Source organism: Bacillus carboniphilus (assembly GCF_020524035.2).
Classification (GTDB): domain Bacteria; phylum Bacillota; class Bacilli; order Bacillales; family JAIVKR01; genus Bacillus_CC.
In genome coordinates, this window is sequence record NZ_CP129013.1 from 3,471,329 (window position 1) to 3,494,308 (window position 22,980).

Below are 22,980 nucleotides of genomic sequence, written 5' to 3' on the forward strand. Positions count from 1 at the left end.
TAACAACATGAACCATTTTCTAAAATTATTAAATGAACATAAAAAAATCACCCTATTCTCGGGTGTACTTCTCATCATTTTCGGTATTTATTTTCATGAACTTTCTTTTAGTATCAACAATATATTTTTTGTTTCTATGCTTCCACTTTTATTCTTGTCTATTGGTTTGAGTTTCATTTGTTTCGCTATTTATAGTTCAGTTTCCGATGAAAATGTAAAAAGCCTATTTATAAAGTCATTGTTGCTTCCCTTTTTAATCATGATTATAAGTAGCATGTTAAATAGAGTAGGGATTGCTTCTGATTCTTGGATCAGGTCGATCATTATTGTTCTTCCTTTCTTTTTATTTTTCTTGAGGCGTTGAGTATTGCCTTGTGAGGACGACTTTCGTGTTAGTGAATCATATTGTTAATTAGTAAAGCATCCTAGTGGGTGCTTTTTTTCTTTTACAAGTAAAGGTAGGTGACAGACCTATCGTTTGGTATAATATTCTTATAAAAAACGTGTTGAATCTAAAAAAAAGAGTTGATCAAATATGAGAGATAAACAAGGAAAAATGGTTATTACAAAAGCACAAGCCCGTCGATTTCTCGTCAACTATCACGGATTAGGTAGTGACGAGCCTTTCAAAGGAAAAAAAGGTATTCAACAATATATTGAAAAGGTAGGGTGTATTCAATATGACCCACTTAATGTTGTAGGAACAAATCCTGATTTAGTTTTGCAGTCGAGAATAAAAGGTTATTCACCTATTCTATTAGACGAGCTATTGTATACTGATCGCACATTAATAGATGGTTGGGATAAAATGATGGCGATCTATAGTACAGAGGACTGGCCCTATTTTCATCGAATCAGAGACAAGAATGGTGAATCAATGAAAAAAGTTATGAGCAAGGGAGGAACTATACAAGTTTCTGATCTAACGGAGCAAATTAAGAAAGTAATTAGGGTAGACGGTCCTAAATTAGGCTCGTGAGATTAGTATAGGTGGATCAAATAAGGGTCGGTGGGGGCATCGTAAGCTTTCGAGTGAAGCTTTAGATTACTTGTTTCACATAGGTGATTTAGGAATCTACCAGAAAAAGAATACCCAAAAAGTATACGAATTAATTGAAAGGCTTTTGCCAAATGAGTTATTAAGGTCGAGTGATCCATTTGAAACAGACGAACAATTTTATCAGTGGTATGTGAAAAGACGAATCGGCGCATGGGAATGATCTGGGCCCGTAATGGTGGAGGCTGGCTTGGACATTTTCTATACAATAAAAGCATCAGGCAGCATGCCATTGATGAGTTATTGTCTGAGAATCAGATTGTAGTGGTCAAAGTTGAAGGGATTAAGGATGATTTTTATATAAAAAGAGAAGATATTGAATTGCTGAGAAATGTTGAAGATATTCCGAATAAGGAAATTCGCTTTCTGGCACCACTCGATAATCTACTATGGGATCGATTATTGGTAGAAAAACTTTTTAATTTCAATTATAGATGGGAAGTATATGTCCCGAAAGATAAACGGAGGTTTGGGTATTATGTATTGCCTGTTCTTTATGGAGATCAATTGATCGCTAGATTTGAACCAGAGCATAATCGAGGAAACGAACCACTACAAATTAAAAATTGGTGGTGGGAAGAGGGGATTGAAATAACAAATGAACTAGAGGGCTCTGTTCTCGAAGCTTGTGAACGATTTTGCAATTATCTAGGGGTAAGGAATATATCTGAAGATAGTAGGATGCGTATTTTCTCTCAAAAATGAAAGAATAGTAACCGATAAAAGAGTCTCTCAACTAAAAACAGTTGAGAGACCCAGTGCACTAATTTCGAATCAGATAATCGAAAGCACCTAAAGCAGCATTCGCGCCTGATCCCATTGAAATAATGATTTGGTTGTAAGGACTATCTGTACAATCTCCAGCAGCAAATAATCCTGGAACACTTGTTGAACCACGTTTATCGACAACGATTTCTCCCATGCGCGTACGTTCAACGGTTTCATCTAACCAGTCTGTATTCGGTACAAGTCCGATTTGGACAAACACACCTTGTAATTCGACGTGTTTTTCTTCACCAGTTTCACGGTCAATGTACGTAATGCCGTTGACATTGTCTGTACCCGTAATTTCTTTCGTTTGTGCATTTTTAATGACAGTCACATTTGGAAGACTGTATAAACGTTCTTGCAAAACAGCGTCAGCTTTTAGCTCTGACATAAATTCAAGAACTGTTACATGCTTGACAATACCTGCAAGGTCAATCGCAGCTTCAATCCCAGAGTTACCTCCGCCGATGACAGCCACGTCTTTCCCTTCAAATAATGGACCATCACAGTGAGGACAATAAGCTACCCCTTTATTTTTGAATTCTTGTTCACCAGGAACACCAACATTGCGCCAGCGAGCACCTGTTGAAACAATGACACTTTTACTTTTTAGTACAGCGCCATTTTCAAGCTCAAGTTCGAAAAGATCGTTCTTTTCTAAACGACGAGCGCGTTGTAAATTCATCACGTCGATATCATATTCCTTCACGTGTTCTTCAAGGCTAGCAACAAGCTTAGGTCCTTCTGTTTTCTTCACACTAATGAAGTTTTCGATGCTCATTGTATCTAACACTTGACCACCGAAACGTTCAGCTACAATACCTGTACGGATTCCTTTACGAGCCGCATAGATGGCTGCACTTGATCCGGCAGGACCACCACCAACAACAAGAACATCGAAAGGTTCTTTGTTATTGAATTCTTCAGCATTTTGACCAGCACCTAACTTAGCAAGAATTTCTTCTAATGTAATACGGCCACCATTAAAGAATTCTGCGTTCAAGTGAACTGCTGGTACGGCCATTACGTTTTTACGTTCTACTTCTTCTTTAAAAGCAGCACCGTCAATCATCGTATGTGTGATGTTAGGGTTAAGAACGCTCATCATATTAAGGGCTTGTACCACATCTGGACAGTTATGACAGCTTAAACTTACATATGTTTCAAAGTGATGTTCGCCTTCAATTGCTTTGATTTGATCAATTTATGGATTGATCAATCTTTGGAGGTCTTCCACTGACTTGGAGTAAAGCGAGTACGAAAGAAGTAAACTCGTGACCAAGTGGAATTCCAGCAAACGTAATCCCTGTATCTTCACCCGGACGATTTACAGTGAAGCTTGGTGTTCTAGGTAAATCAGCTTTTTCTACTGAAATTTTTGACGACATTGAGGCTAGTTCATCAACAAGAGCTAGCATGTCTTTTGATACGTCATCTTCACCTGCACTTACCTTTAGAAGGATATCACCTTCTAAAAGCTTTAGGTATTGGTCAAGTTGTGCTTTTATATCTCTTTCAAGTACCATTTTTAGGGCTCCTTATATTTTACCTACTAAATCAAGGCTTGGTTTTAATGTTTCAGAACCTTCTTCCCATTTAGCTGGGCAAACTTCTCCTGGATTGTTACGTACATATTGTGCTGCTTTAATTTTGTTCACAAGTGTACTTGCGTCACGACCAATGCCACCAGCATTAATTTCAGCTGTTTGAATCACGCCGTCTGGATCAATAATAAACGTACCACGATCAGCAAGACCTTCTTCTTCGTTTAGTACGTCAAAGCTACGAGTGATTTTTTGAGAAGGATCACCAATCATCGCATAAGTGATTTTTCCAATTGTTTCTGATCTGTCATGCCAACCTTTATGTGTGAAATGAGTATCTGTTGAAATGGAATATACTTCAACACCAAGCTCCTTTAATGTAGCATATTCTTTTTGAAGATCTTCAAGTTCCGTTGGACAAACAAAAGTGAAATCTGCTGGGTAGAAGCAAAAAATACTCCATTGACCTTTTAGGCTTTCATCTGTTACTTCAATGAACTCTCCATTTTTAAATGCTAGAGCTTTAAATGATTCTACTTCTTTACCGATTAATGACATAATAAATCTTCCTCCTAAATTATATTCATTCCTACTTCATATAGAGAAGTAAGAATATTATTATCTAAAATAATTCTAATTCGATATCAATTATTAATTAGTATCGACTATTTGTCAAGCGAAAAGGCTACTAATTCTCATAATCGATTTTCATAGAGATCATATAGGTCAACAAGGTACCAAAGATAGAAAAGCTCTGAAATAAATGTATTTTTATTTTTCTCAATAGAATAACAATAACTGAAAACGTTCAGCTAAAAAACATTGATGTTTAATCAATTTAAAAATAAACTTAATGTATTCCATTTAAAGAAAAACGATACGAGAGGTTGAGGGATACACATGTCGGACCAAACAACGAAAAGAATTATGATTGGTATACTCATCTGTTTAATTATTATTATCTTGGAACCAAATAATTATAACGATGACCATTATTATCCAGATTTTCTTGATGCTGATGTAACGACTGATGTAGAGAATGATACGGTAATAAAAATGGGTGAAAACAAAATTGGAATTATCGATACGAATAAGATGTCAGATCGCTACGGAGAAATCATCGTTTTACAATTTAACGAAGATACAAAAAAGTTTAAGCATATCGGTGACTATAATTACGCTGATGAAATGTATGGTGAGTAGAAGGTATTAGGATGAACTAAAAAAGAGGGAGTAGGTACCAAAAGTTGTGTCCCCTACTCTTTTTGCTGATATGACCATAAAATAGAAAAGATAATTTTGAAGGAAAACAAAAACGTGAGGAGTCCCAATATCACCCCAATGGTAATATGTGTTGTCGATTGATAAAAAGATGGGAAGAAAGAAATAGATATAAAGTTAAGCAAGTATAGTACCATAAAAGCTGTCAATGCAATGATAAAGTCTACTATTCTAGTATTTAGTCTCATATATATATTGTAACAATTAACCAATAAAATAACAATTAGAAGCTAAACCTTAGCAATCACCAGCACTTTATCCCTTGCCCAATAAATTCATCCCCTTATAACAAGCCATAGTACTATAAAAGAAGGAAAACATGATCAAGATGATTGTGAAGAATTGTCTTCATCATACAACGGTTGAGGAAATTCATTCTGTACAATTGTTCGACAAATATTTCCCAAGAAATAGACCGCTAGCAGCTGCTTGTGATAAGGAGTGAGTCACTCCTGAACAATCGCCAATTAAAAATAAATCTGGAATGCTCGTTTCAAACTGTTCGTTCGTTTCAATCATAGCTTCATAAAACTTCGCATCGATTGCATACAACAAGGTATCATCTAGTAAGGGTTCACCAACTAAGCTTTCTAATGAAGAAGCCATTTCTAGAAATGCTCGGATATAAAGTTCTGGAACTTCATTCTTTATATTTCCTGCTTCAATATGTGTCAGAGAAGGAATGATAGAATTATTTTGTAAGTCTCCTATAAAAGTAGCCTGTTTTTTTCGTAAATCTCCTAGACGTTGAACAACAAGACGCCCCTTTCCTTGATTGATTTTTTGGATAATCGACTGAGCATATATTGTGGCTTCTTCATAACGATCAAAATATTTAGGAACAAATAAGGAGAAGTTTAAATTATCAGTTGGTTCACCTTTTTCCCGGTAGTTTTGACCGTCAGCCATCACTAATCCATTTTGATATTTGCGAATAACTCGCCCACCTGGATTCATACAATATGTGGTTGCTTGAAAATCTTCTCCCCTGTACCGTAGCTTTGTTTCAAATGTGGTTTTAAGAAGAGGGGCCATTTGTTTACGGCTCATTTCAATACGTAAACCAAGGTCGACTCTCGTTTTAGCAGGAGGAATGCCTAAATCGCTTGCTTGTTTTTGCATCCAATCACTGCCGCTCATCCCTGTTGCCAAGACAAGCTTTTTTGTTTTGAAAGTTCCTTTGTTTGTAGAAAGTGCAAAACCATTCGTTTGTTTAGTTATTGAGTGAATATCTGTTTCAAAGGTGAAAGATACCTCTCTTAGAGAAAGGTATAATTGTTGAAAGATTTTGGAGGCAAGCACTGTACCAAGGTGTCTAACTTCTGTAGACAAAATTTCTAATCCATGTTTTCGTGCTTTTTCCTCTAAATAGACATCTTTAGTCGAGTACAACTCGACTTGATTCGCCCCGTATAAGCAAAGAATATGATCGACTTCCTTCATTAAAATATATGCTCTTTTATAACCAATTTTTTCTCCTAAATGACCTCCAAAGTCATTTGTATAGTTAAACTTCCCTTCTGATTTTCCTAGTCCAGCAAAACCAAAATATTTAGGGCAAACCTCACAATGACAGGTAGGTTCTCCTTTGTCGAGAGAACAGATGCGACCTTCTAGTTGTTTTCCTTTATCAATGATATGTACCGTGATATGAGGATTTGATTTTTGTAGTTGATAGGCAAGGAAGACGCTACTTACTCCTGCACCAATGATAGTGATGTCGTACATAATGAGTGCTCCTTTCGATATATCTAGTATATTTCAACGACATGTAAACAGACAACCTTGTTTAAAAGTTAGGAAGGTTCAAGAAAAAAATATAAAAATGTGCATAATCACTATTGAATATAAATACATATCAATCTATAATTATACAAATGCTTCTTTAGGAGGAGATTAGGTGAGTGTATTAAAAAACATGAAAACGAACCAAGAGTTAGTAGGCCGAGATTTCTTAACGATCGATGATTTTTCAACGGAGGAAATTGAATTTCTTCTTTATGAAGCAGCTGAACTAAAAAAACAAAAAGGAATATTAGATGTATTGAAAGGAAAAGTACTTGGCATGATTTTTGAAAAAGCATCAACGAGAACGCGTGTCTCTTTTGAAGTAGCTATGCTTAAGCTCGGTGGTCACGCCTTGTTTTTAAGTGCAAAGGATATTCAACTTGCTAGAGGTGAACCCATTGAAGATACTGCTGAGGTACTTTCTCGATATGTAGATGCTTTGATGATTCGGACGTTTGATCACCGTACGATAAAGCGTTTTGCAGAAGCGGCGTCCATTCCTGTGATAAATGGCTTAACGGATACTCACCACCCTGCACAAGTTTTAGCAGATTTGCTGACGATGAAGGAGCAAAAAGGGAGGTTAAAAGATTTAAAGGTTACCTATTTCGGTGATGGTAACAATGTTGCTCATTCCCTAATTGAAGGAGCATCAAAAGTAGGCATGAATTTAACCATTGCCTGTCCAGTCGGATATGAGCCAGACAATCAAATTATTACAAACGCGGAACAAACAGCTAAACAGACAGGGGCTACGATTCAGGTGATCCATGATTCGATCGAGGCGGCAAAAGGTGCAGAAGTGTTAATAACGGATGTATGGGCAAGCATGGGGCAAGAAAAGCAACAAAAAGAGCGGATTAACGTATTTGCTCCCTATCAAGTCAATGAGGATTTATGTAAGTTTGCTTCGGACGATTATATCTTTATGCACTGTTTACCCGCTCATAGAGGAGAAGAAGTGACGGAAACAATTATCGATGGGCCTCATTCGGTTATTTTTCAAGAAGCGGAAAACCGACTTCACGTACAAAAAGCACTATTGAAAAGTTTATTAAGTTAAATGTATAAATATACAATTAGGAGGGATTGAAGAATGAAAAAAGAAAAATTGATTCTTGCTTATTCTGGAGGGCTAGACACCTCCATTTCGATTAAGTGGATTGAAGAGCAATATGGTTATGATGTCATTGCACTTGGACTTGATATAGGTGAAGGAAAAGATTTAAAAGCGATTAAAGAAAAGGCTTATCAAGTAGGTGCATCAAAAGCGTATATGATCGAAGCGAGACGAGTACTTGCTGAAGATTACCTTTTACCTGCTCTGAAAGCAAATGCCCTTTACGAAGGGAAATACCCTTTATCATCCGCATTATCTCGCCCACTAATTTCAAAATTTCTTGTCGATGTAGCTGAAAAAGAGGGAGCAACGGCTGTCGCACACGGTTGTACAGGAAAGGGGAATGATCAAGTCCGTTTTGATGTTTCCATTCAAGCGCTGAATCCTGAATTAAAGGTGATTGCACCTGTACGTGAATGGTGCATGACTCGTGATGAGCAAATTCTATATGCAAAAGAAAATAATATTGAGGTTCCGGTGAACCTTGATCAACCGTTTTCAATTGATGCAAATATTTGGGGACGCGCGTGTGAAGCAGGTGTTTTAGAAGACCCGTGGACAGAGCCACCTGAGGAATCTTATGAATGGACGGCTCCTATTGAACAAACGCCAAACAAGCCAGAATATATAGAGATCGACTTTGAAGAAGGACGTCCGATCGCCTTAAATGGTCAGCAGATGCCTTTTGAACATTTGATTGAACAGATTAATGAAAGAGGCGGGATTCATGGGATTGGGCGAATTGATCATGTTGAAAACCGTCTTGTCGGAATTAAGTCTAGAGAAGTATATGAATGTCCTGCCGCTTTGATCTTAATAGGCGCACATAAAGGGTTGGAATTTTTAACACTTACTCGCGAAGTATCTCATTTGAAAACAACCATTGATCAGCAAATGGCTAAATTAATTTATGAAGGACTTTGGTATTCCCCTCTTCGTTATGCATTAGAAGGGTTTATTAACGAAACGCAAAAAGTGGTCACTGGTAAAATTCGCGTGAAGCTGTTTAAAGGAACTTATTCCATTGTAGGGCGTCAGTCGAAAAATTCACTTTATTCAGAGCAGCTCGCCACGTATTTAAAAGGAGATCTATTTGATCACAATGCCGCCACTGGTTTTATCAAACTTTGGGGGTTACCAACGAAGGTGAATGCTGAAGTTCAAAAACAAAGAGGGTATTCAAATGTCTAAGTTATGGGGAGGAAGGTTTACAAAAGAGACAAATAAACTGGTCGAAGAATATACAGCCTCGATTCCATTTGATCAACAGCTAGCTGAAGAAGACATTGCTGGGAGTTTGGCTCATGTGCAAATGCTAGGGGGAGACGGGGGTAATCAGTTGCGAGGACGCAAGGAAATTGACAGAAGGACTTCATGTCATTTTAGAAAAAATGGAGACCGGTCAATTTGTGTTTGATGTTTCGGAAGAAGATATTCATATGAACATTGAACGAGCGTTGATTGAAGAAGTCGGTCCAGTTGGCGGGAAAGTCCATACTGGAAGAAGTCGTAATGATCAAGTGGCAACAGATATGCATTTATATTTAATGAAGAAACAGGATCAGTTTATTTCTCTTATTGAAGAAGTTCAACGTGCGATTATTAAACAAGCTGAACAACATATTGAAACGGTACTTCCTGGTTATACACACTTGCAACGAGCACAACCAATCTCCTTTTCGCACCATCTTCTCGCGTATTTTTGGATGTTTGAACGCGATAAAGAAAGATTTCAAGAAAGTGTAAAACGAGCAAGTATGCTTCCCCTTGGAGCTGGGGCTTTAGCGGGAACCACTTTTCCCATTGATCGATATCGAACGGCCAAGTTGCTTGGATTTGAAGGAGTGTATCCAAATAGTATCGATGCCGTAAGTGATCGAGATTTTATCGTTGAATTTCTTTCTAATTCGTCTATTTTAATTATGCACATATCTCGGTTGTCGGAGGAAATAATTATTTGGAGCAGCAGTGAATTTCAATTTATTGAGCTAGATGATTCATTTTGCACAGGATCTAGTATTTTGCCACAAAAGAAAAACCCAGATGTACCTGAATTGTTAAGAGGAAAAACGGGTAGAGTATTCGGGAATCTGTTTAGCTTGTTAACGGTTTTAAAGGGATTGCCACTAGCCTATAATAAAGATTTACAGGAAGATAAAGAGGGCATGTTTGATACGGTGAAAACATTGGATGGGGCACTTAGACTGTTAGCACCTATGATTGAAACGATGACGGTCAATACGGAAAACATGAAGAAGGCCGTTAGTCAAGACTATTCCAATGCAACGGACTTGGCGGATTACCTTGTTTATAAAGGAATAACATTTAGAGAAGCACATGAAATGATTGGTAAAATTGTTCTTTATGGTATTCAAAACAACAAATTTTTGCTAGAGATAACAGTTGAAGAATACAAACAATTTTCACCCCTCTTTTCTGAAGATGTATTTGACATTTTAACTCCTTTAAACGTCATGAAAGCGAGAAGGAGTTTCGGAGGGACATCTCCTGATCAAGTGAAAAAACAGATTAATTTAGCTTACAGTCATTTAGAAAAAAGCGACAAAGGTTGTCATAAATAAAGGGTATGATCTCTATTATTAAAACTAACATGTCCTAGCGGTGAAGTCAGTTTTGAACAATCACAATAAGTTAGTGATAAAGGAGAATTAACTATGGCACGAAAAGTAGTCCTATACATTGCAGCAAGTCTAGATGGGTTTATAGCGAAAGAAGATGATGACCTTAACTGGTTAGAGGAAATGGAAGTTGAAGGAGACTGCGGATATTCGGAGTTTTATCAATCAATTGATACAGTCATTATGGGGAAGAGGACGTATGATTATATTTTAAAACATGCAGAAATGTTTCCTTATCCTGATAAAAAGTGTTATGTTTTCTCTACCTCAAAGACAGGTTCTGATGAACATGTTGAGTTCGTGAATGAAGATGTCGGCTCATTTACCAAAAACTTAAAAGAGGAACAAGGGTCGAACATCTGGATGGCCGGTGGAGGAAGCATACTAGATGACTTTATGAAATCAAGCTTAATTGATGAATACATCATTACGGTAACACCACATCTTTTAGGGAAGGGAGTTTCCTTATTTAAAGACCATAACCCGGAGACAGAACTAGTGTTAATAAAGGTGAACCAATACGGACAAATGGTTCAGTTGCATTATAAAATTAAGAACTAGTAGAATAATTCCCTCTCTTTTTCAAAATAATAGTTGAAAAGGAGATGATCTCGATGAGGAGATTATTATTTATCTCGCTTATCATTATGATGACGACTGTTGCAGTTCATGCTGAAAAAGAGCATAAACATGATTCAAAAGGAATGGAGCAAGCAGTCGATAATTTTTTATTGAGTCAATTTAATGATGAATTAAATCAAGCTGTGAAAGATTATTATAAAAAAGAGTCAGTCATATTTACTCTTGATTGGTGGAACGACCATTATGATGTTGTACAAGTTGATCAATGGGAAAAAGGAAGAGAAAAAAACCACCCTTATTTATTTACATTCACCGTGTTACCCTATGACGAACATAATGGTGAAAAGTTAGGAACGGATACAATTACGTTCGGAGTAGCTCCTCTTTATGATGAATGTGCTGATAAAAATTTTGCTGCATCTGAGGTCGAATTAATAAATTATAAACATAAAAAATGAGCGCTATTGGAGTATCTCCAGTAGCGTTTATTTTGTGGATTTCTTTAACAAATTAAAACATAAAACAGGTAAAGTATAGTAATTTGTCAAAATAGATTGAAAAATGTCGAAATTGATATATAATAATTTTTATACTTTTAAAATTATTCAGAAAATTACATCTAAGAAAAGAGGTCGACATCATGCAACCAGTAGTTGATTTTTTAAATGGATTGTTATGGTCGAAAGTGCTTATAGTAGCGTTATTGGGTATTGGAATTTATTTTACGTTTTCAACTAAATTTGTTCAGTTTAGATATATTAAAGAAATGGTTCGTCTTCTGACAGAAAAACTACCTGAGGGTGAAAAAGGAAAATCAATCTCTTCCTTTAAATCCTTTTGTATAGGTGCAGCAACTCGAATCGGAACAGGAAACTTAGCTGGGGTTGCCGTAGCGATTTCTCTTGGAGGACCGGGTGCGATTTTCTGGATGTGGGTTGTCGCTTTACTTGGAGGAGCAACGGCTTTGATTGAAAGTACACTTGCTCAAGTTTACAAAGTAAAAGATCAAGCCGCTTTCCGTGGTGGACCTGCGTATTATATTGAAAAAGGACTAAATAAAAGATGGTTAGGCATTATTTTTGCGATCTTGATCGCTGTCACATTTGGACTTATTTTTAACTCTGTTCAAAGCAATACGATTGCTCTTGCTTTTGAAAATGCTTTTGGAATGAATAAACTAATGATAGGTATTATTATTACGGTTTTAACGGGTTTTGTTATCTTTGGTGGGGTTCATCGAATTGCGAATTTATCAAGTGTAATTGTTCCGGTCATGGCGATTCTTTATATCGTGATCGCAACAGTTGTTATGATTTTGAATATTACTGAGCTTCCCTCTGTTTTTAGTCTTATTTTTAAAAGCGCATTTGGCTTAGAGCAAGCTGTTGGTGGAGGAATTGGTGCAGCCATTATGAATGGGGTCAAACGTGGGTTGTTCTCAAATGAAGCAGGAATGGGGAGTGCGCCGAATGCTGCTGCCGTGGCAACGACTTCTCATCCAGTTAAACAAGGACTCATTCAATCATTAGGGGTGTTCATCGATACGATTCTCGTTTGTTCTGCAACTGCGTTTATTATCATCCTTGCTCCAGAGTATACAACGGGAGATACTTCAGGGATTGAATTGTTGCAAAGTTCATTAAGTTCACATATTGGCTCGTGGGCGAGTGTCTTTATAGCAGCAGCCATTTTCTTATTCGCCTTTAGTTCAATTATTGGAAGTTACTATTACGGAGAAACTAACATTGAATTCATTAAAGAAAGTAAGACGGCATTATTTATCTTTCGTGTTGCAACAATGGCGATGGTGTTAATTGGTTCTGTACTAAGTTTAGGCTTTGTATGGAGTTTAGCAGATTTATTTATGGCGGTCATGACGTTAATAAACTTAGTCGCTATTGCACTATTAGGTAAGGTTGCTTTCAATGTACTGAAAGACTATGAAAAACAACGTAAAGAAGGAAAAGATCCTGTCTTTGACCCAAGTCAATTAAACATAAGCAATGCAGAGGCTTGGGAAGAAGAAAAACCATCAAAACGAGCGGTAGTATAATAATGTAGGCTGTAGTTCCTTAGGGGATACAGTCTTTTTTAATGTGAAAAAAGAACTAAAATGATCTTGATATACGGTTATTTCTTCCTATTAATCTTTTGCACATCCTCCATTATACTTGTTTATATGGAAAATTCTATTTCCTTATGAAATGAAAACCACTCACTTTATGGAGAGGGATGGGAAAGAAACTATGGAACAAGATTTAAATAAGCAACTTAAAATGTTCACAATCGAAAAGATTCATCAGCTTACGGTTTTATCGGCGGATGATCAGCTGATTAATGACTGGCCAGTAATCAAAGAGTTTATGGATTTGTTTTTGGAAGATCGAGCTGTTTTTCAACATTTATATGATACGTATCGATATAAACTCGAATCCATCGACATTGTCAGTCAAGATATTGATCTTTATTATCGAATAGAAAATGGCAAACATACCATCGCTTTCTTGGACAAAAAGTTAGCATTCGATGAGGCTTTTTACGTACAATTTTTGTCTTATTCAATCGAAATTATGCGAGAAGTGTTGCCGTTAGGTTCGGTCGTTGAGTTAGACCCACGATTTTTTGAATCAGAATCGGCTTCTTCAGCTACGAAAGTCGTCATTACAAAACGATTTATCGCACCGAAAAATTTCCAATCTTATTTCCCTTACGCGGGTGTCGTCTATCCGGTAGGACAAATTAAAAAAGAGGCAGAGATTTCTTTTACGTATCCGTTAATTAAACGTGTCATTCATCATGGATTCAAAGATGAGCAAGAAGAGGCGTTCGAATTATTGATGAAAAAAGAATTGATCTTAGAAAAAAGTATGAGATCGATTGAGTTTTCTCATGTGGATATGAGGAAGTTACAAGAAGCAGGTGAGATACGTTGAGGTTATATGATTATCAATTTTGTAATAATCTTATAAATGGCGGTTGGGATAGCGGTATTATTAATAATTTAAAAGATGCTCGGGATGAAATTAAACAAAATTTCAAACAGATGGATTTCGATAATGCGAGTACGCATGAAGACATGAGAGATATAGTAGAAGAGATGGTCGCTGAGATTAACCAATTAATTTCTACGATTGAAGCGGTTTATTTCAGATAGGCGAAAGGGGGAGTAAGGTGGGAAATCAGGACATTCATATTGACTTAAATGAGCTGAAGGCTGCGTTAAATACATTAAAGCAAAGCATAAATGATTTTAGTAGCTACACGACAAATTTCAGATCTTCGACAAGAGGGGAGTTAAAAAGTTTTAATTCAGACTTTATTCAAGAAGTCGACGCGTTATTAGATAATATGGGGAATGATAGCGAAACCCATCTATTAAAAAACGTTGAAGCTATCTATCAATCGGGGGGAAAGCTTGCATCATAGAATGCAAAAAACAGATGATGAAATTGGCCACGTCATAAGGAGTGGCTCAAAATGACCTTTAAAAGGGATTTGAAAATTAATTATGGAGTGTTGGACGGAATTATTGAACAACTCTATGTGTATAAACGAGCCCTTGAAAATATGGAAGCGGCTTTAGCAAAAATATTTCTTTTTGCCTCTCAAAATCAAGGAAAAAGTATAGATTCATGGGTTGATAGAATGGATGAATCGAAAGAGTACATAAAAGGGTATCAAGAACAGATTGATGATCTATTAAATTTATTCGAGAATTACGTTGATGAAACAACTTCGTATATCTCACCATTATCGAGACAAGCAATGATGAGAGTCGATCGTAATGATATATGGGTGAATTTACGTCAAATGGAACAAGGGATTTCTTGGAATGTACCTAAAGCAAAACAAGTTGCAAACAGTAAGCCTTCCTATTCCTTTTTTGACGACCCAACGGACAGTGAAATAGAAAAAAGTAAAAGCAACCAACATAAGTTGCAACAAATTGAAGCTGAAATAAGCAATACAGAACGGTTTTTGAAGCAGCGAATGGATGAACTATGGAGATTGTATGATACAAAGGTCAAACAGTTTGAAAATGTCGACGATGATTATGGAACGAAAGCCGTTCGTGTAAAGAATCGATATACAAACTTTTTCGAGGGTATATGGGATTCAGTTGAAAAGGATGCAAATAATATTTATTCTTTTGTGAAGGGATTTTCTGTTGCGCTTTATGAAATCGGTGAAGGGATATTGACCATTGTTAAGGATGCCGGAGTGATCTATCTTTCCCAAGAGATACCAGATTCAATTGAACCAGAATGGTTACAGAAAACCGCCAATGAGACAGTGGAAAAGTATGCAGCTTCCCTTAAACAAATCATTGAAGACCCTATGAGTGTAGTGGAGTCGATTGGCCAGTCTGTTTCAGATACGTATGAAGAGGAAGGGGTCATGTATGTTGCAGGAAGTGCCTCCACCTCATTCATTCCTTTAGTGGGACAGGTAGGAAAGGCATCAAAAGTAGGAAAACTAGCAAGCAAAGTGGACGCAAATAAACCGGTTTCTGGTACAATAAAACCAAAGACTCAGGACCTAGTCGGAAGCCACCCTGCTTTCCAAGGAGTGAAGCAAGGAACCGTTCAGTTTGTCAAAGACGTTAAAAACGGAGCGGTCTTGTTTTTAGATGGTGCTAGAGGCGGTTTCAAAAGACTAAATAATCCAGATGGAAACTTTGCCTATGCGATGAATGGGCCAAGGAATGTGCTAGATTCTCAGTTTGTGAACAATAACCTCAGTCATGTTATGAGTTCGGTAAATAGAGTGGATGGTAAGGACTCTACTATGACGAAGACCAAATTGGAAGAGGTTGAAGGAAGCAGGAAAAGTGATCATGTTATTTCTGATCAAGATAGGGAAAGGCTTAAAGGGTGGGCTTTTCCTCCAAGTGATGAGTTATATGTAAAATATAAACACGTATATGATAATCCTGAATTTTTTAATCAGGAAACAGGAGACATAAATTGGCCAGGGACAAATGGTGATCCAAATATAGATGGCTTTGTAAATGGGGAATTTGAAATTGAAACACTAGAACCGGGGAAAATGATTGATCGATATGGAAGTAACCCTAGTGGTCAGTATTTTTCTCCAGCAGGCTCCAGCTATGAAAGTAGAGCGTTGCCACCTTTTATGTCTGAACAACCCTATACTAAGTATAAAGTTCTTAAAGAGTTTAAAGTAAAGTCTGGTTTGATTGCACCATGGTTTGATGAAGTGGGTGAAGGAATACAGTATAATTCTACAATGGATATATTTGATATTTATGGTCAACCATATGAGGCTACAGTACAAAATTTAAAAGATTTGAAGTACATTGAAGAAATAAAAGATTAGAGAGGTTGATTCTATTGAATAGAAGACAATTGCAACTTATTTGCGAAAATATTGGGAAAGGTATTATTTTCAATAAAGACAGTATAAAAGAAGAAAAAGATGGGTTTTATGAAAGCTATCATCAAATTGAGAAGCTAGGAAATGATTGGTATTATTCTTTTATGAACTATGATATTAGAAAAGATCCCGAGAAAAAAAATATGAAGGAATTTAGTGAAGAAAATGAGGCTATTAAGTACTTATTATTAAAGATATTAAGAGATTATTACTTTAATAGAGTTCATCCAGGTAATAATCCTGTTTTAAAAATGACTAATATCAGCGAATTAGAGAGGTATTTTAAACAGTTAAATGTTTCGGATGAATGTTACAGCTTTAGCGTTATTAAACCACAAGAAATATATGCAGAAATCATCAATCAAAAAATGAGAATAAGTTATATTGGTATGGCTAATCAAATAAGATTTTCTTCTCCTCTGGTAAATATACAAGATGGGATTTTTGAGGTATATAGACTGACTTATTATTTACATTTCTTAAAAAAAGTTGAGAAGGAATTTCTTCAAAAAAATATCTTGACAGAAAGGTTTTCAGATGATGATATTCAATTTTTTATGTTAAATAGATAGTATTATATATAATTTAAAAATATCTATTTTTATATCCTCTAATTAACGAGAACATAAGGGATTTATCCTTGTGTTCTTTGTGTTTTTGGCTCTACACAAGAATATTGTGGTGCTCATTATCCTGAAGCGTGTTTGACTGCTACGTAAAAAAACACACAAAAAAAAGATGAGGTTATAGCAATCTTTAATGGAAAAGTATTTGTAGAGTATAGAGGTGAAATTATTGATTAAATCAGGGTTATATGGAATGTACAAAGATGAAGAGTATGAAATAACGATAGATATGGATGATAATGTTAAAATTATGACAGAAGATAAGAGTAAAATCGATCATACTTTTGTAGATACCTATAAGAGCGGGCTTTTTACTAAAATAGTAAACCCAACAGAATTAGTTAATTGTATAAGCATCGTTACTTATGGAATTATCCAAGGAGAGAAAGTTCAAGTATTAAAAGAAAAGGAAAATGATTATCAAGTTTCAACAAATTCGTTACTTGTGGCAAGTAATTTAAACTTACCTAGAGTTGACAGAGATACGTGGATTGGCTGGATATCTAAAAGTAAAGTGAAACTTATAGAGGAGAAAACATCTATTAATCCTTTAGATTTGTAAAGTATAGTTCTTTTGAAATATTGTTTTTTTAGTTCTTTATGTGAAATTTTAGGGCGCAAGAAATTTTTCTTGTGTCTTTTCTGTTTTTATAAGAAATATTGTTATATTAATTAGCTTTCCAAGGAGTGAAGCAAGGAACCGTTCAGTTTGTCAAAGACGTTAAGAACGGAGCAGTCTTGTTTTTAGATGGTGCTAGAGGCGGTTTCAAAAGACTAACCAATCCAGATGGAAACTTTGCCTATGCGATGAATGGGCCAAGGAATGTGCTAGATTCTCAGTTTGTGAACAATAACCTCAGTCATGTTATGAGTTCGGTAAGTAGAGTGGATGGTAAGGACTCTACTATGACGAAGACGAAATTGGGAGAGGTTGAAGGAAGCAGGAAAAGTGACCATGTTATTTCTGATCAAGATAGGGAAAGGCTTAAGGGGTGGGCTTTTCCTCCAAGTGATGAGTTATATGTAAAATATAAACACGTATATGATAATCCTGAATTTTTTAATCAGGAAACAGGAGACATAAATTGGCCAGGGACAAATGGTGATCCAAATATAGATGGCTTTGTAAATGGGGAATTTGAAATTGAAACACTAGAACCGGGGAAAATGATTGATCGATATGGAAGTAACCCTAGTGGTCAGTATTTTTCTCCAGCAGGCTCCAGCTATGAAAGTAGAGCGTTGCCACCTTTTATGTCTGAACAACCCTATACTAAGTATAAAGTTCTTAAAGAATTTGAAGTTAAATCAGGAATCATCGCTCCATGGTTTGACGAAGTAGGGAATGGTATACAGTACAATACCCAAATAGAGATAATTGATATAGATGGTATAAAATATAAAGCTACCGTAGAAAATTTACTTGATTTAGATTATATTGAAGAGATATCTGATTGATGAAAGGAAGATAAGGATGGATAGACAACAATTACAAGATATTTGTAGAGATTTAGGTATCAAAATTAAGATAGATAATGAAAGAATTAAAGAGGAAAAAGGATACTATGAAAGTTTTCATCAAATAGAGAAGCTTGGGGATGACTGGTATTATTCTTTTATGAATTTTGAAAAGAGGCCAAAAGTAGGAAAAGATAATATGCAACATTTTCATGATGAATATGACGCAATAAAATACTTTTTTATAAAGATTATAAAGAGTCATTTTTCACGTGAAATATCTAGAAAGCCTAAACCCCAATTCAGCAGTATCAGTGAATTAGAAAAATTTTTCAGTACAATGGGTCTTTCTGAAGATCAATATAGTTTTGACGTTATTAAACCTCAAGTAATATATGGAGAAGTTGTTGGTGATAAAATTCGTGTTAATTATATTAATAAAAACAGACAGAAACAATTTAGCTCTCATTTATTAAATATACAAGAAGGCCTTTCTGAAATACGTAGATTGACATATCGTTTAGATGTAATAAAATCAATAGAGATGAGGTATATTCAAAATAAATTTTTGAAAGAGAGATTTAATGATAATGATATACTACTATTTGTACTAGGTAGATAGAGTAAAACAATTTGATTATAATAAACATCTAAAGGTAAAATATGAAATATTAACTAAAGGTAATTACAAGCAATTGTGTTTGATAAATAAAATGAAACAATTTTCGCTATTTTATTTGGTACGCTTTTTTCCAGTTAGAAACGAGTGTTTTACATGGAGAAGCGGATATAATAGCTTTAGACAAAACGTCTAGAACCTTGCTAAGACCGTACCTTTAAATAATTGTTTCCTTAGAGATTCCAGGTCAAACGAAGTAGGAAATGAATAAATTCCTAATTAAGTTTCCTATTTAAATATTGAAATCTGTTCAAATATAAATATTGCTCACAGCAATCTAACACAGGGAGGTTCCTTGTGTTTTTTGTCTTTATTTAGTAGTGAAATATTCAAAGAGGTACAAATTACTATAGGTTGTGGTGCTCTTTGAAGTAGAAGGGGAACTACGATCCTTTCTAAAAGATAGGAGTAAAGAATAGAAATAGTGAAAGTTCAATTACTGAAATTAGTAGAGAAAATCCATTGCCAGAAGGTTGGGATAGAGTCGGTGGTAAAGGTGGAGTAGATTTCACTGTATTACCTGATGACGGTATCCCTTACACATACGATCAGCGTGCCATCCCTTATGTAGAAAATCCTTCTGCAAGATATGTAGCAACTTTTGATAATGAATCTTATTTTGATGTGATTGATGCTATTAGAAATGGGGATCTGGAAGAGTTAAATAAAATTGTAGTTTCTAAAAGTATGATTATAGTTAATAGTTAACATCCACTAACCTAGACCAAAGTTCACTGCCTATTAAACAAGAACATTGGTCTTTTTGTTAAGACCCTCTTGTAACCTTATATTAAGTTATCAACCCAACAAACTGCCCGTTTAAGGAGTGAAGCGAGGAACCGTTCAGCTTGTCAAAGACGTTAAAAACGGAGCGGTCTTGTTTTTAGATGGTGCTAGAGGCGGCTTCAGAAGACTAACCAATCCAGATGGAAACTTTGCCTATGCGATGAATGGACCAAGGAATGTGCTAGATTCTCAGTTTGTGAACAATAACCTTAGTCATGTTATGAGTTCGGTAAATAGAGTGGATGGTAAGGATTCTACTATGACGAAGGCGAAATTGGGAGAGGTTGAAGGAAGTAGGAAAAGTGATCATGATGATTTAAATGAAATTAAAGAAGTTGATTTTGGGAAACACATTATAAGAGGTAAAAATGGGAAGAAAGAGCTTCTTCCTGATGCAAAATATGTAACAAATGATAACTATAAATATATTACTGATGAATACGGTCGTATTATTAATGTAGAAGCCCCTGTTCTTGTATTGAAAAAAGCCGATAGGAACAAATATGCTCAGGCAAATGTAGGAGGAAAAGACAGACTTCCTGATGACGGTGGACACTTAATAGGCGCCCAATTTAATGGTCCTTCTGACATTGATAATCTTGTAGCTCAAAATAGTCAAATTAATAGAAGAGGTGGTGTTTGGTATGAGATGGAGACTGAATGGGCTAATGCTTTAAAAGAGAGGCCGCCTAAAAAAGTCTCTGTTAGCATAGAACCTATATATTATAATAATTCAGTAAGACCTTACTCTTTTCTAGTTGAATATGAAATTGAAGGACAATTTCCGGTTATTAGGGAGATCGCAAATAAACCAGGGGGATGATAATGATGGGTTTAGAAATAGCATTGAACAAGCTATACACTGAAATTGCTCAACAAGTAAATGATATAATTCCAGTTGAATGGGATAGTTTTTATTTTAATGGAGAAGTTAAAGAGAGAGAAGGAGGAGTCTTCTTCTTTTTTACACCAAAGGGTGATGAAGAATATATATTTTCTCATTATATACCTAAAATTTATAATATGGATAAAAAGACCTATAATAGAGAGTTACATAAATTATTTGAACTAACAGTAGAATTGCAAAAGGTTTTTATTGAAAATGATCAAGAACCATGGTTTTCAGTGACTATAATAGTCAATAAAGATAGGAAATTAAATGTATATTTTGATTATAGAAACTGGCGAGAAAGTGAGTTTGGACCAGCAGATAGAATCAGCTATTTTGAATATAAGTATATTTGTAAAGAAAAGAAAAAAGAGGATATTGAGTTAATGTTAAAAATGAAGGAGTTTGAAGAAAGTCAAAAATAACCTCTTCTTGGAGTGAAAAAATTTTATTGTAACCTCAAGAAAAGCTACTCTAAGTATGATAAAACAAAATACTTATTGATGGCTAAATTTCACTATTTTAGACCAAAGTTTCTCCTGCTTCAGGGAAACTTTGGTCGTTTTGGTGTGCCTGACATGGATGCAATCTATAGGGGTGAAAGTCTCGAATTGTGAAGGCAGAAGTAACAGTTAGTTTAACGCAAGGGTGTCCATGGTGACGTGGAATCTGAAGGAAGCGAGCGACAAACTTCCGGTCTGAGGAACACGAACTTCATAGAAGGCTAGGTATCATTGGATGAATTTGCTAAACAAAACAAAGTCCTTTCTGCCAAAGGTGATACAGAGTAAATGAAGCAGATAGATGGAAGGAAAGGAACCGTTCAGTTTGTCAAAGACGTTAAGAATGGAGCGGTCTTGTTTTTAGATGGTGCCAAAGGTGGTTTCAAAAGACTAACCAGTCCAGATGGAAACTTTGCCTTTCCGATGAATGGGCCAAGGAATGTGCTAGATTCTCAGTTTGTGAACAATAACCTTAGTCATGTTATGAGTTCGGTAAGTAGAGTGGATGGTAAGGACTCTACTATGACGAAGGCGAAATTGGGAGAGGTTGAAGGAAGTAGGAAAAGTGATCATGTTATCTCTGATCAAGATAGGGAAAGGCTTAAAGGGTGGGCTTTTCCTCCGAGTGATGAGTTATATGTAAAATATAAACACGTATATGGTAATCCTGAATTTTTTAATCAGGAAACAGGAGACATAAATTGGCCAGGGACAAATGGTGATCCAAATATAGATGACTTTGTAAATGGGGAATTTGAAATTGAAACACTAGAACCGGGGAAAATGATTGATCGATATGGTAGTAACCCTGGTGGTCAGTATTTTTCTCCAGCAGGATCCAGCTATGAAAGTAGAGCGTTGCCACCTTTTATGTCAAAAGAACCATATACTAAGTATAAAGTTCTTAAAGAATTTGAAGTTAAGTCCGGTTTGATAGCACCATGGTTTGATGAGGTTGGGTATGGTATACAGTTCAATACAAGTTTGAAGATTTATGATGAACTAGGTAAGCCATACGATGCAACAGTCAAAAACTTAGAAAAGTTAAATTATATAGAGGCTATAAGTGAATAAGAAAGGACGATTAATTTGAATAGACAACAATTACAAGATATTTGTAGTGACTTAGGGATAAAGATTTTATTTAAGAATGGATGTATAAAAGAAGATAAAGGAGGATACTATCCTAGTTATAACCAGATAGAGAAAGAAAATGATGGTTGGTATTATTCTTTTATGAATTCTGAGACAAGACCACGCCCAGAGAGAGAAGAAGTAAAACAATTCAAAGATGAAAAAGAGGCAATTAAATATTTTTTTATTAAATTATTAGATGAGTATTTCCTTCATGATATATCTCGTACTCCCGTAGCAGATGTTAATAGTGTTAGAGAATTAGAACAGTTTTTTCATAGTATAGGTGTTCCTGATGAATATTATAGTTGTAGTGTTATTAGGCCTCAAGAGATGTATGGAGAAATTATTGATGATAAGATGAGGGTTAATTATATTGATAAAAACAATCAAAAGAAATTTTCTTCTCCTCTAGTAGATATAAAGAAAGGCTTTACTGCTTTGAGTAGAATAACGTATCGCTTATATTTGATAAAAGAGCTGGAGAAGCAGTATTTGAAAAGAAAGATGTTAACTGAAAGTTTTACTGATGATGATATATTAGTCTTTTTGATGTGAACTATTAAATCATAGGGATGATCCTCATGCTTAATTAGTAAATTATAGAAGAATTCACAGTGACGTCTCGAAATTTATACAAATACGATAGAAAAAATATTACTATAGGCTGTAGTTCTCTTTAATGTAGAAGGGGGCTACGGTCTTTTTTAAAAGGTAAGCGTAATACTT

General features: G+C 35.5%; 24 protein-coding genes and 2 pseudogenes. 23 read left to right on the forward strand and 3 right to left on the reverse strand.

The window, feature by feature from the left end:
* The first annotated feature begins 535 nt into the window (after positions 1-535).
* The 3 genes from LC087_RS18110 (at position 536) to LC087_RS18120 (ending at position 1,762) form a co-directional block, all read left to right on the forward strand.
* The gene (locus tag LC087_RS18110; RefSeq protein WP_306019767.1) at positions 536-979 is read left to right on the forward strand and encodes a DNA glycosylase AlkZ-like family protein; all 444 of its coding nucleotides are present in this window, start codon (positions 536-538) and stop codon (positions 977-979) included.
* 70 nt (positions 980-1,049) lie between these two features.
* Positions 1,050-1,220, forward strand: coding sequence for a hypothetical protein (locus LC087_RS18115; RefSeq protein ID WP_306019768.1), 171 nt, complete (start codon positions 1,050-1,052; stop codon positions 1,218-1,220).
* On the forward strand, positions 1,211-1,762 hold the full coding sequence (locus LC087_RS18120) for a DNA glycosylase AlkZ-like family protein (protein WP_306019769.1): 552 nt from the start codon (positions 1,211-1,213) through the stop codon (positions 1,760-1,762). The genes LC087_RS18115 and LC087_RS18120 overlap by 10 nt, the downstream gene beginning before the upstream one ends.
* A gap of 58 nt (positions 1,763-1,820) precedes the next feature.
* On the opposite strand, the pseudogene ahpF reads toward LC087_RS18120, so the two are convergent.
* Positions 1,821-3,351 (reverse strand): annotated as a pseudogene (gene ahpF / locus LC087_RS18125) (alkyl hydroperoxide reductase subunit F).
* 12 nt (positions 3,352-3,363) lie between these two features.
* A complete protein-coding gene (gene ahpC / locus LC087_RS18130) occupies positions 3,364-3,927 on the reverse strand; it encodes an alkyl hydroperoxide reductase subunit C (protein ID WP_306019770.1) in 564 nt (187 codons plus the stop codon).
* A gap of 342 nt (positions 3,928-4,269) precedes the next feature.
* Here ahpC and LC087_RS18135 point away from each other — a divergent pair, with 342 nt between their 5' ends.
* Positions 4,270-4,572 (forward strand): hypothetical protein, encoded by a 303-nt coding sequence (locus tag LC087_RS18135; protein WP_226542584.1) that lies wholly within the window; start codon positions 4,270-4,272, stop codon positions 4,570-4,572.
* 450 nt (positions 4,573-5,022) lie between these two features.
* Here the strand turns inward: LC087_RS18135 and LC087_RS18140 are convergent, their stop codons facing one another.
* Positions 5,023-6,378, reverse strand: coding sequence for an NAD(P)/FAD-dependent oxidoreductase (locus LC087_RS18140; RefSeq protein ID WP_226542582.1), 1,356 nt, complete (start codon positions 6,376-6,378; stop codon positions 5,023-5,025).
* Positions 6,379-6,568: 190 nt separating this feature from the next.
* Here LC087_RS18140 and argF point away from each other — a divergent pair, with 190 nt between their 5' ends.
* The 19 genes and pseudogenes from argF to LC087_RS18235 all read left to right on the forward strand — a co-directional run bounded on the left by argF (position 6,569) and on the right by LC087_RS18235 (position 22,809).
* Positions 6,569-7,501: an ornithine carbamoyltransferase gene (gene argF, locus LC087_RS18145; protein ID WP_226542608.1), complete on the forward strand. Its 933-nt coding sequence runs from the start codon at positions 6,569-6,571 to the stop codon at positions 7,499-7,501.
* A 33-nt stretch (positions 7,502-7,534) separates the two neighbouring features.
* Positions 7,535-8,749 carry an argininosuccinate synthase gene (locus tag LC087_RS18150; RefSeq protein ID WP_226542580.1) on the forward strand — a complete coding sequence of 405 codons (1,215 nt, stop codon included), beginning with the start codon at positions 7,535-7,537 and terminating at the stop codon, positions 8,747-8,749.
* Positions 8,742-10,140, forward strand: a pseudogene (argH, locus tag LC087_RS18155) (argininosuccinate lyase). The gene LC087_RS18150 and the pseudogene argH overlap by 8 nt, the downstream one beginning before the upstream one ends.
* A gap of 93 nt (positions 10,141-10,233) precedes the next feature.
* Entirely contained in the window at positions 10,234-10,758 is a 525-nt protein-coding gene (locus LC087_RS18160) for a dihydrofolate reductase family protein (RefSeq protein ID WP_226542576.1), read from the forward strand.
* Positions 10,759-10,811: 53 nt separating this feature from the next.
* Positions 10,812-11,237, forward strand: a complete 426-nt coding sequence (locus LC087_RS18165; protein ID WP_226542574.1) for a DUF3888 domain-containing protein — start codon at positions 10,812-10,814, stop codon at positions 11,235-11,237.
* Between the two features lie 182 nt (positions 11,238-11,419).
* Positions 11,420-12,832 carry an alanine/glycine:cation symporter family protein gene (locus LC087_RS18170; RefSeq protein ID WP_226542572.1) on the forward strand — a complete coding sequence of 471 codons (1,413 nt, stop codon included), beginning with the start codon at positions 11,420-11,422 and terminating at the stop codon, positions 12,830-12,832.
* 193 nt (positions 12,833-13,025) lie between these two features.
* Positions 13,026-13,712: a DUF4176 domain-containing protein gene (locus LC087_RS18175; RefSeq protein WP_226542570.1), complete on the forward strand. Its 687-nt coding sequence runs from the start codon at positions 13,026-13,028 to the stop codon at positions 13,710-13,712.
* Positions 13,709-13,933, forward strand: a complete 225-nt coding sequence (locus LC087_RS18180) for a hypothetical protein (RefSeq protein WP_226542568.1) — start codon at positions 13,709-13,711, stop codon at positions 13,931-13,933. Before LC087_RS18175 ends, LC087_RS18180 begins: the two co-directional genes overlap by 4 nt.
* Before the next feature lie 17 nt (positions 13,934-13,950).
* Positions 13,951-14,205: a hypothetical protein gene (locus tag LC087_RS18185; RefSeq protein ID WP_306019771.1), complete on the forward strand. Its 255-nt coding sequence runs from the start codon at positions 13,951-13,953 to the stop codon at positions 14,203-14,205.
* 51 nt (positions 14,206-14,256) lie between these two features.
* Positions 14,257-16,119, forward strand: coding sequence for a TNT domain-containing protein (locus LC087_RS18190; protein ID WP_226542566.1), 1,863 nt, complete (start codon positions 14,257-14,259; stop codon positions 16,117-16,119).
* A 14-nt stretch (positions 16,120-16,133) separates the two neighbouring features.
* Entirely contained in the window at positions 16,134-16,748 is a 615-nt protein-coding gene (locus LC087_RS18195; RefSeq protein WP_226542565.1) for a hypothetical protein, read from the forward strand.
* A 223-nt stretch (positions 16,749-16,971) separates the two neighbouring features.
* Positions 16,972-17,364 carry a hypothetical protein gene (locus LC087_RS18200; RefSeq protein WP_226542564.1) on the forward strand — a complete coding sequence of 131 codons (393 nt, stop codon included), beginning with the start codon at positions 16,972-16,974 and terminating at the stop codon, positions 17,362-17,364.
* Positions 17,365-17,489: 125 nt separating this feature from the next.
* Positions 17,490-18,260: a TNT domain-containing protein gene (locus LC087_RS18205; RefSeq protein WP_226542563.1), complete on the forward strand. Its 771-nt coding sequence runs from the start codon at positions 17,490-17,492 to the stop codon at positions 18,258-18,260.
* A 16-nt stretch (positions 18,261-18,276) separates the two neighbouring features.
* Entirely contained in the window at positions 18,277-18,882 is a 606-nt protein-coding gene (locus LC087_RS18210; RefSeq protein WP_226542562.1) for a hypothetical protein, read from the forward strand.
* 519 nt (positions 18,883-19,401) lie between these two features.
* Positions 19,402-19,647 carry a hypothetical protein gene (locus LC087_RS18215; RefSeq protein WP_226542561.1) on the forward strand — a complete coding sequence of 82 codons (246 nt, stop codon included), beginning with the start codon at positions 19,402-19,404 and terminating at the stop codon, positions 19,645-19,647.
* A 118-nt stretch (positions 19,648-19,765) separates the two neighbouring features.
* Entirely contained in the window at positions 19,766-20,548 is a 783-nt protein-coding gene (locus LC087_RS18220; RefSeq protein ID WP_371932624.1) for a DNA/RNA non-specific endonuclease, read from the forward strand.
* Positions 20,549-20,553: 5 nt separating this feature from the next.
* Positions 20,554-21,039: an immunity protein YezG family protein gene (locus LC087_RS18225; protein WP_226542560.1), complete on the forward strand. Its 486-nt coding sequence runs from the start codon at positions 20,554-20,556 to the stop codon at positions 21,037-21,039.
* Positions 21,040-21,405: 366 nt separating this feature from the next.
* The gene (locus LC087_RS18230; RefSeq protein ID WP_226542557.1) at positions 21,406-22,191 is read left to right on the forward strand and encodes a TNT domain-containing protein; all 786 of its coding nucleotides are present in this window, start codon (positions 21,406-21,408) and stop codon (positions 22,189-22,191) included.
* 15 nt (positions 22,192-22,206) lie between these two features.
* Positions 22,207-22,809 carry a hypothetical protein gene (locus LC087_RS18235; protein WP_226542555.1) on the forward strand — a complete coding sequence of 201 codons (603 nt, stop codon included), beginning with the start codon at positions 22,207-22,209 and terminating at the stop codon, positions 22,807-22,809.
* Positions 22,810-22,980 lie beyond the last annotated feature (171 nt).